At 62.9% G+C, this 10,509-nt stretch carries 6 protein-coding genes; 5 read left to right on the top strand and 1 reads right to left on the bottom strand.

Annotation, left to right across the window (positions count from 1 at the left end):
- The first annotated feature begins 55 nt into the window (after positions 1 to 55).
- From HPY44_22265 to HPY44_22245, 5 genes are all read left to right on the top strand, one after another.
- On the top strand, positions 56 to 226 hold the full coding sequence (locus HPY44_22265; protein ID NSW58746.1) for a hypothetical protein: 171 nt from the start codon (positions 56 to 58) through the stop codon (positions 224 to 226).
- Between the two features lie 206 nt (positions 227 to 432).
- The gene (locus HPY44_22260; GenBank protein ID NSW58745.1) at positions 433 to 3,000 is read left to right on the top strand and encodes a serine/threonine protein kinase; all 2,568 of its coding nucleotides are present in this window, start codon (positions 433 to 435) and stop codon (positions 2,998 to 3,000) included.
- The gene (locus HPY44_22255) at positions 2,997 to 4,763 is read left to right on the top strand and encodes a hypothetical protein (GenBank protein NSW58744.1); all 1,767 of its coding nucleotides are present in this window, start codon (positions 2,997 to 2,999) and stop codon (positions 4,761 to 4,763) included. Before HPY44_22260 ends, HPY44_22255 begins: the two co-directional genes overlap by 4 nt.
- Positions 4,756 to 9,765, top strand: a complete 5,010-nt coding sequence (locus HPY44_22250; GenBank protein NSW58743.1) for a type IV secretion system DNA-binding domain-containing protein — start codon at positions 4,756 to 4,758, stop codon at positions 9,763 to 9,765. The genes HPY44_22255 and HPY44_22250 overlap by 8 nt, the downstream gene beginning before the upstream one ends.
- 78 nt (positions 9,766 to 9,843) lie before the next feature.
- Entirely contained in the window at positions 9,844 to 10,221 is a 378-nt protein-coding gene (locus HPY44_22245; GenBank protein ID NSW58742.1) for a hypothetical protein, read from the top strand.
- Here the strand turns inward: HPY44_22245 and HPY44_22240 are convergent.
- A partial coding sequence (locus tag HPY44_22240; protein NSW58741.1) for a hypothetical protein occupies positions 10,201 to 10,509 on the bottom strand: 309 nt, incomplete at its 5' end. The two genes, HPY44_22245 and HPY44_22240, sit on opposite strands and share 21 nt — an antisense overlap.

The following is a 10,509-nucleotide window of genomic DNA, read 5'->3' as shown; positions in this document are numbered from 1 at the left end:
CAAGGTGAAGCATCCCCGGAGCTATCGCACGACGAACGCGATGGAAGGCGGGGTGATGAGGCCCTTGCGCCGCACCCTGGACCGCGCCACGACGTATCACACTGACACAGGCGCCAACGTGGGGATGATCCTGGTGATCGCAAGGCGCAACGCCAACCAACGCGGCAAGGCCTGGATACACGAGACCGACGATCTTATCACTATGCTACACAATACCGGGCCTTAGATTTCCGTACAGGCCCCTGCCAGAGCAGGTCCTGATCGCCTAACCGCCGAAATTAGAAGACCCGCCGCCACTTTCGACTGAATATGGGACACGCTCCGAGCCCGAAAGATCGTGCACATCTGATGGCGGAAGTCCTCGCCGCGGCAGACAGAGCCGACCGACGAGAGGACGCGGACGAGAAGAGCGGCAGCAGGGAGGAGACCAGAGTGTTTGAGCAGGGAGATATCATTAGCGACCAGTACCGAGTTGACCGCGTACTGGGGCGCGGCGCTACTGCTGTGACTTATCTCGTCACCGATCTACACTACGGCGGTCAGTTCGTACTCAAGCGGATTCTGCGAGATGATTGTTGCAGGGCCCTGGCGGGAACGGAGTTCCGCGCCCTGCAAAGCCTTCATCATCCCGCCATTGTGCGGGTGCACGACGTGCGACCCCCGAACGACGAGTTTCACCTGAAGCTGGAGTTCGTGTCGGGGCCGTCGCTGGAGGAGCTGGATGACGATTTCCCCTGGAGCCTTGATAGGACCCACGACCTAGCGCGCCGGCTGCTCGACGCATGTGAATACCTGGCTGAGCAAGGCATTTGCCACCGCGACATTAGCCCCAAGAACATCATCGTCTCGGATGTGGGGGCAAAGCTCATTGACTTCGGGGTGGCACGCACCGACGCGGCTTCGGGCATCACCATGGTTGGCACGCCGCGCTACCGGGCGCCGGAGATTGACACGGGGGAGGTCTGGGACGCCTCATGCGACACCTACTCCGCCAGTGTCGTGCTGTTCCGCGTCCTAACTGGTACGTATCCCTTTGCCGTCACGGACACATCAGCGGACAAGCACCAAATGGTAGAAGTGGCGACGCTTGGACTGGATGAGAAGGCGGCCGAGTATGCGCAGGTGTTGCAGCAGGGCTGCCACCCTGATCGGGCCCGACGCATGGGGTCTGCGCGGGAGTTGCTCCGTGCTCTCGAAGCCGTGATACAGAGCCGCCCAGTGGTGGAAGAAGGGGAGTGGGTTGATAACCCGCTTGTGACGGACCTGCAGGCCGTCTACAAGAATAGCCGCACAGGCAATGCCGACAACCGCGGGCTCGACACCGAATTCGCCGAGAGAACTTACGTGCGCACGCTATTGGATGAGAGGCTTGTTCCCGAGATCATGGAGGGCGACTTCTTGCTCGTCCTGCTCACCGGAAACCCGGGCGACGGCAAGACCGCGTTCCTGGAACATGTGCGCCGCAAGCTCGAAGGCCTGGGGGCGAATTTCGAATTCGAGAACCCCAATGGCTGGAGAGCCGGGCTCAACGGCAGGGTGTACACGGCAAACTACGACGCCAGCGAGTCCCACAAGGGGAGACACGCCAACGAGATACTGGACGAGATGCTGGCGCCTCTGGCCGGCCCTTTGCCCCCAAAGAACATTACTGGGTTCACGGCGCTGCTGGCCATCAACGACGGGCGCTTGCGAGACTACTTCCTGCACAATAACCGCTATGGCTGGCTGGGCAATGTCATCTACCACAAGCTGCGGGGGAAGAGAGTAGACAGAGAGCCGCGCGTCGCGCTGGTGGACCTCAAGAGCCGCTGTCTAACGGCGGAAAGCTCCACGGGGTCTTCGCTGTTTGAACGTGTCTTACTGGCCATCCTGAAGCATCCGGGCTGGGCGACCTGTGAGGGCTGCAAAGCCCGAAGCTCGTGCGTCATCCGGTTCAACCGGGACACTCTCATTGACGAGCGCAACGGGGCCGTGGTGCGGGCACGTCTAGCCGGGCTGTTCCATCTAACCCACCTGCGCGGTGTCCGCCACACGACCATCCGCGACCTGCGATCGGCGCTCTCGTACGTAATCGCCGGTGTGCGAGGCTGTACGGAGATACATGAGGAAGTGCAATCCGGCGTAAGGTCCGACGGTTGGCAAGATGCGCTCTACTTCAACGCCGTCTTCAACCCCGCGGGGGAGCTTGATGACGAACTGGAGGACCTCGCCGATTATGACGTGGGCAGATACCCCACGCCCCGCTGGGGGCGCTTCCTGCACTATAACCGCGGGTCCGAAAAACGAAAGCACATTGACGAAGTCCTGCTCCCCGGTTTTGGTCGGTCGTCAAATCCCATGTCCGGACTCACTTATGCGGCCCTCCGGGACGAATGGTATCGGGTGATGAAGCGGGTGCTGTACTTCGAGATGGATGAGGCGCGGGTCCGCGAGTCCGACTGGCGCCTGCCGCCGCCCGCCGACCTCCTGCCCTACCGCCACGCCGAGACCTTCCAGAAGATCGTTAGCGGCGCGGTTGAGCCTGAGCAGGTCCGGGACTGGCTGTGTGATGCCATATCCGCCTCGGACGGGATCGTTGCGCCGAGCGTTCGGGCGGGCCACCTGTGCGTGCGGACGGCTTACAGGGAAGAGCTCGAGTTCACAGTCTTCAAGCGTTATCCGGCGGACAAGTTCACATGCCGCGTTGTCACACCCACGGACGTACGGTTCATCGAGACCTGCCCGAACACCATCGAGTTCGTCCATATGGACGGAGACCCGTCGCTGCGCGTTCATCTGGACCTGTTTGAGCTACTCATGCGCATGAGGGAAGGCTATGTCCCGGACGTTCTGGAGTGGCAGCCCTATCTCGTGGACCTCGGGCAGTTCAAGACCCGCCTGCAGCGCCTGAGATCGGATGAGGTGGTACTGATGGAGAGCGGCCGCGTTCTGCACCGCGTGCTCCAACGGGACGGCAAGCTCATAAGAGAGCCCATCACGTCAGGGGGCGAGACGGCATGAAGATCAAACTCCCCAAGGAGCCGAGGAAGCTCAAAGGCTTCGCTTTCGACATGCTGTTCACTTTCGAAATGAATAATTTCGATGTGGAGGCGCTACTGCCCACGCTGTTCTACTTGATCCGCTCCGGAGGCAGACAGCGCGGGAAGCTGACGGACCCGACGAACATTGATGCGCGGAGGGACGCACTTGCCCAGCATAAGAGCATGGTTGGGTTCGACAGCGCAGACGGGCTCCGCGTGCTGGATAAGTGGATTAGAACCAGTTTCGTCGAGACGGCACGACGTGGCAGAAGCTGGCGCAAGGGAGAGCAGATCTTCTACATCAGGCCGCTGAGCTTCCTGAGCTACAAGCCCGGCTTTCCAGCAGAGGGGCGCCGCGTGCGAGGGGTGCCGGCATTCGTGTACCAGATCCTGACGGCGGAGGTGCCGGGACTGCTGCACCCGATTCCGGATGCGGAACGGGCACACGGTTCCAGCTCGACAGCCATTCGCGGGTTGAGGTTCATACAAGACACATTCGCCGAGGGCCTGCAACTCGACAACACGGTACAAATGGGGGGAAGATACGATGGTCATACCCGGTTGGATGTAGAGACGGTGGGGCTTTTCCACTATCTGGACGGCTTTGAGCCCTGCCCACCTTCCGTGGTCTCGCCTATACGGCCTCCGGCGCCCGCGTTGGCACGGTCCGCCCGCCGCCTAGCACAAGATGTAGCCCTACTGATCACCGCCTATCGAGACCGTGTTCCCAGCAGGACACTCGCGCAGTTCTTGGCGGGCCTGCTGAATTTCGAGATGTTCGTGTACACGTTGGAGTTGCAGTACGTGACCAATCGGCTGGCGGAAGAAGACGTGGTGGACCCGTACTGGGTCTTGGGCAAGGACGACCTGCCCTCGCCCGTGAGATCCTACGTGGACATGGTGGGCGACCGCCACCACCTGAGCGCGCGTATGGCCCAGGAACAAGTCGAGGATCACTTCACCGGCGTGCAGCATTTCCTTCGCAGCAATCTGCTGTTGCGAACGCTGCACAGGTACATCAACGCCACGACCCCGAAACCTGACTTCTCTGGACCCAACGTTGCGCATAACCTGCAGCAGATCGCCGCATGGCGCTCCGACCCTAAGGCGCTGGCACGGGCGGGGATGGAGAAGGACGCCATTTTGGAGGAGAACGGTATGTCATACCCCGATGACATGCCACACGAGATCTCTCAACTCCTGGCGAGTGCACAAGATGAGGTTGATGCCGTGCTCCGCCTGCTTGAGGAAGCGCAACGCTCGGAGATCGTCAACAGCATGCTGAAGTGGTACCGCTCCGTGGGGGGACTGGGGCGCTCGGACGGCATCCTGGAGGGCAATGTTCGTGGCCGTCGCGCGTGGCGGCTCCAGATGAGCGAGGGGCTGCTGGAGATCCTTGTCCAACTTTGCTGCGTCATGCCCGGCTACGCGGATGTGCGGCCGGATTGGAACTGCGATCTTACCGATGTGCGCCCGCGGCCGGTGTCTCTTGCCAACTTCCTGCGGTTTCTGGAGGAACGCTACGGCATCATCATTGACCGCCCGCCGGACTGGATGCGCAGCGTGGAGACGGTCGCAGCGGCCAAGGAGAACTTTGAGGCTCTCAAGCGCCGCCTGCGCCAGATGGGCGTCTTTGAGGACTTGTCCGACGACTTCAACGCGCAGTACATCGAGCCGCGGTACGTAACCGAGCGAGATCTGGGGTCACTAGAGCCTGCCCTGGAGGGCGCTGATCATGACTGACACAAGCCGCAGGATCATCCTAGACAAGCTGGTGGAGGCGCTGGCTGAGGAGCTTGCAGGGAAGGAACTGGGCCATTGTGAGCGCCTGGACTACCTGTCGCGGGAGGAAGCGCTCTACGCCTGCAAGCGCCTCCGCGGCTTGGCCCCGGAGAACGTACAGGCCTTCGTCCTGGGTGACGGGCACAACGGCGAGACGGCAATCACCAGCGACCGGGCGATAGAACTGCGGAACCGCAAGGGGAGTGTCCTGTGCGTGATCGTGCCCGCGGACAACCGGGACCCTGCCGCAAGCTCCCTGGGCAACGCTTTCAAGCCTTTCGATGTACAAGGCTTCTTGCGAGACTTGGCGGACCGCTTGCGGCGGGACCTAGACCCCGACTTCGCGACTGTGGTGCGCGTTGTCAGGGAGCAGTTCCGGGGGCGGTCGCGCCCATCCACGGAGCACGAGGTGGAGTTCCTGGACACGGTGAGCCGCTGTGCATCCGTGGACGAGATCGGCCGGCACCTGTGGATGGTCGGCCTCGTTCCGGACCTCGGGGCCACTGAGCGCATGGTCGAGCGACTGCCGCAGAACCGGGAGTGTGTCAACAGGCTGGCCCGACCCGCCAGGCCGCAGATGAGCGTTACGGAACGAGTGGCCTCCCTCGGCCTGCCCCCGGGAGAGGTCCGCGACGGCTTGGTGGAGGCTCTCAGTGGCAGGCCACTGAATGATGTCCGCGGCTGGTTGCGGGCCTTGGCGGAGGAGCACCCCGGTCGGTTGACTTTTGAGCAATGGGTCTTTCCTGACGTAGAGCAGTCGAATCTGGAGGCTATTGACCTCGCGCCCTTTGTGGACGAAGCGGGCGTCGTGGTCAATGGGTGCGGCCTGAAGCAGCCTAGTGGCCCTGGAACGGAACTGGAGGCGCCCAAGGACGCGAAGCTGAAGATCAAGTGGACCACCACGCCCAAGAAGCCCGAGAATGTCAGCCATTGGTCCGTCAGTCTGGTACCGGACCCAGAGACCTACGACCCTGAGGAAGTTGCAGGCGTAGACCTGCCTGCTACGGACGTCGCGCCCAGCCGCCGAAGTTTCACGCTGGAGTGCACGGTCGATGACGACATCGAGGTCAGGAAGGTGCAAGTGCGCGTAGCGGCACTGGACGCGCATGGGCGGGAGATAGTGGGTCAGGACAAGTCCGTCATTGAGGCTTTCAGTGTGCCGTTCTGGCTGTCCGAGGAAGTGGGCGGAGGCGATGGCGATGGGCCGCGCCGCAAGTCCACCGAAGCGTCTCTGGCGATGGTGAAACTGCGCCACGCGCTCAAGCTTCCCAAAGGAGAGAGGGACATCTCCATTGCGTGGCTGCCGGAGGAGCGCGAGGCCAGTCGACTTCTGCACTACCCGGTGCTGGTGAACGGTCGCCACATCTACCGTCTCGCCTCAACGCCCTACCTCGCCGCCTTAGAGCGGCACTGCCTGGAACACCCCGGCAACTTGGGGCGCTACCGAGCCGTCGGGGCGGTTGACCCCCTGCAGGAGAACGAGTTCGAGGCGATTGCGGCCCCTGAAGACGTGTCCGCCACCGAGACCTGGCGTCTCTTCCTCAACGCGCGGGAACGCTGCTTCCGCAACATCCTGCGCCAACGAATCCCAAGCAGAGATATGGAGGGAAATGAGAGCCAAGGCTATGGTGCGTGTGGTTCCGTCACTAACCTGGAACTCGACGACGACGAAGAGCATAAGGACCTGCGCAACGGTATCCTGAACTACCTGAACCGCTACACTGAACTGCTCGACCAAGTGAAGGACGCGGTGGAACCTGACCTCGAGCAGGTTCGCCTGCTGTGCTCGCTGGACACCCTTGAGCTGGAGGTGCGTCGCGCCGACGAAACCGTGCGAGCGGTGCTCTTGCTGCCGACGCACCCGCTCAAGCTGGCATGGTATCTCGCTTACTGGGACTTTATGGCAGACGCGGTGCAGCAAGTGCTGTCCATGAGTGCTGCCGACCGGCGGGAACGTGTGGACGTGGCCCTGTTTGAGCGGCTACAGCCCCACAACCTGCCCGCTTTTGCTTGTGACGCGCAAGGGAGCGCCTACGTCAACGCTGGAGGCCTGCTGTTTCTCCATTCAGTCATGGTTCCCGCCGATACCCCGGACCCAGACGGCGCCCTGGGGGAGGTCGCCTACATGGTCGGACTGGAGAATGCCGACCAGGAGACCTCCACGCTATCCGCCGAGACTGTGGCTGAGCGGTTGCGGCTGTTCTCACAGTTGCACCCGTACCTGCCCGCCCTGCGGGTGCAAGCGGTCAACCCGGGCCGCGGCGCCTTTGTGGCGGAAGCCCTACGCCTGTATGCCAGGCCGCAGGAGGATGATGAAGACAGTCTTCGGCGCGCACAGCCGCTGGACTTGGTTGTGCACGGGCGTGCCAGTCCACAGAGCCCCGCACCTGGACTGGATCACCTGCTGCGCGACCTGCAGCAGGACAACGTGAGCCGAGGCGCTTCGCACCTTCTCCCGACCGTACAACTTGCCCGGCGCTCCCTCGACCTAGCCGAAGTGCGCGACCTGCCTGGCCGGGACGTGAACGTATCCATTGCCACCGACGTGTTCAGTCCCGAACTCGTTACCGTCCTGCCCCAGGACGAAGCGGGCGTAAGCAACTCCGCGGAGGCCTTGCTGACTCGTTGGACTACAACCTTCAACTTGGAGGACTCTGGCTGTCGGTGGACGCGCCATGTCCGGGTTGAGGAGGATGGGACCCGAGGCGACCTATTGAGCCGGCGGCTGCTGGCAGGCCACGACCTGCACTTGCGTGCTGTCGCCAGACTCGTCGATCCCGCGGCGGAGGCGGCTGCCCTGCCGGCAGTGACCCTGCAACTAGGTCCCGAGGAGAAGCAACTGCTGGACCACCTCCACGACCAGTCCGAGTGGGTGCTCACTGTGGACCGCAACTTCGGCGTCGAGTTCTACGACTACCCCCGCGAGCCCGAGTTGTCCCGGGAATCAGAGCGCTACATCATTGACCACGTTCCCGAGTTCACCGACGGACTCGGCCATCGGCTCATCGTGACCACCTCCTGGCATGAGGAAGCGGCCGACGTGCTCCGCAAGGCCCTTGACGAGCTTGAACTCACCAGTGACGACGAGAGCGTGACCGGGGTACTCAGACTCGTCAAGGCCATCTCGGGCAGGCTCGCCATGCGGATCATCGGCGACCCGAACCACGCCCGAGAAGTGGTTGGACTGGCCTTGGTGGCGGACTACCTGCGTTCATCCGGTGAACTTGACCGGACCGTGCTCCTGCCCATTGATCCCCACGCCCGGCTGTTTGGCGCACGGGACAAGGACAATGGACCCAATCTGCGCTGCGACCTACTGGCAGTCACCCTGACGCCCAAGACTCTCCGGGCCGCCTTCATGGAGGTCAAGTTCCGCACCAGTTCCGAAGCGACACCTCCCGACACGCTGCTGGAACGTATGGTTATGCAGATGGAGCACACACGCGACCGCTTCATGGAGCGCTACTTCCCGGACCGGCCACGCCCGGACCACGCTCTCTTGCGCTCAGAACTGAGAAGCCTGTTGGGCTACTACCTCGACCGTGCCTGGCGTCACGGCTGGATCGCGCAGCGTGAAGACTATGACGCCCTCCGGAACCACATCCGCCGTCTGGAAACCGCGTACCCGCAGGCGACCCCCGTCTGCGCAGGCTTCCTCGTGGTTCCCAACATGCCGGAAACGCGGACAGTCACCCACAAGGGGCACCCGATTCGCATCATCGGCCGTAGGTCCATTGAGGAGGACACTCAGTTCCGCACGATTCACGGGCCGACGCCGCCGCCTGAGCCTGCCCGTAAAGCTGGGGAGGGGACTGCCCCCGCGCCGACGCATACACCCGAACCGACGCTACCAGAGCCGAGAAAGCCCGTGCCTGTGCCGGAGCCGGACACCACTACGCGTGACGACCCCACGAGCATACCCCCTACCCCTCTGGGGCGGTCGGCGTTGGATGACGAGGATGTGACGTGGACCCCGAGTCTGCAGGGCAGTCCCCACGTGCTGTTGGTCGGCAGCACCGGCTCAGGCAAGTCCACCACGGTTCAGCACGTGCTCGGAACTCTGATCCTCCATCGCGTGCCCTTCCTTGTGCTCGACTTCCACGGCGACCTCGCCGACAGCCTCCAGCAGTCGAGAGCGGATTCCGTGGAGAGGATTGACGCCGCATCGGGGCTTCCATTCTCCCCCCTGGAGCCTGTCAGCTCTACGGCGGGTCAGGCCCCCAACCTGCAGACCATGAGTTACGAGGTTGCCGAGGTCATCGGTTTCGTTTGCGGCCTGGGGGAGATGCAGCGCGACCTCGTCTACCGCGCCCTGGTTGACTGTTACGGCGCCGCCGGCCTCGAGGACGGCGTTGCGTATCCCCCCATGCGGCACCTGAGAAGGCGGCTGGAGGAGCTTGAGAAGGAGCCGGGCGCTCCGAAGAACGTTGTCGCCCGTTGCCGCCAGCTGCTCGACTTCGGACTGTTCGCCGACGTAACCGACGGCGACAAGTTCCAGGCCATGCTCCGGCAACCCACCTGTGTCGTGCTGGGCAGCCTGCAGATTGAGCAGCTTCAGCATGCCGCCGTCTCCTTCGTGCTCCGTCGCATCTACCGCCAGATGTTCCAGTGGGGTGAGCAGGAACGCGTTCGGTTGATGGTCGTCTTGGACGAGGCGCACCGCGTGGCCAAGGACCCCACGTTGCCCCGCCTTCTGAAAGAGGGGCGCAAGTTCGGGGTAGGGGTCATTGTCGCGTCCCAGGAAATCCACGACTTCCACGAAGCGGTCGTGCACAACGCCGGAACCAAGGTCCTGTTCCGCACGAACTTCCCGGAGTCCAAGGCTCTGGCGAAGTACGTGCAGAGCCAGAGTGCAAAGGGCGCGGACTTCGCCCGCGCCCTTGAGGGCCTGGGCGTAGGCCGCGCCTTCGTCCAGACCCAGCAGATGCCGCACTGCGTCGAATGCCTTATGTACGCGCCGTAGGAGGCGCTGATTGCAGGAATCGCGCCGGAGGCAGGGCCTGGCGGGTGCTAGCCGGCCTCCGAGAGCAAGAGAGCGACTATGAACCGACCGTGGCTCGATCCGGCGGACTTCCCCTCCGGCGGCCCGCGGCAGGAGCAGGTCCGCTTCCTCCTGGGCTATGCGATCCTGGCCCCTTCCAGCCACAACTCGCAGCCGTGGCTTTTCCGCATCGTCGAGGATGGTCTGGAAATCCTGGCCGACGACAGACGCTGGCTGCGGGTGGCAGACGCCGATCTGTTTGCCGATGTCGTTGATGCTCTTACTCGCGAACTCGTACTGCTTCACACTGATGCACTGCTCGTCTTTCGCCAGTCTCACCATGAACCGCAACTTCTCCAATCCCAGATTCGCCAGCCGCAGTTGCTCCGCCTTGTGCTTCGGGGCCTGTACGGAAATCTAAGGTCCAGCGTTGTGTAGCATAGTTATAAGATCGTCGGTCTCGTGTACCCAGGGGTTGCCGCGTTGCTTGGCGTTGAGCCTTGCGATCACCAGGAACATCCCCACGTTGGCGCCTGTGTCGCTGTGATACGTCGTGGCGCGGTCCAGGGTGCGGCGCAAGGGTCTCATCACCCCGCCTTCCATCGCGTTGGTCGTGCGATAGCGCCGGGGATGCTTCACCTTGAGCGGTCTGAGATATGCGATGGACGCGTCGAAATCCGTCCGCAGGCTGGCGACGGCTTCCGGCTCCCCAGCCTGCCAGTCTTC

It is taken from the genome of Armatimonadota bacterium (assembly GCA_013314775.1).
In the GTDB taxonomy this organism is placed as follows: domain Bacteria; phylum Armatimonadota; class Zipacnadia; order Zipacnadales; family JABUFB01; genus JABUFB01.
This window is presented reverse-complemented; position numbering and strand designations above follow the sequence as displayed.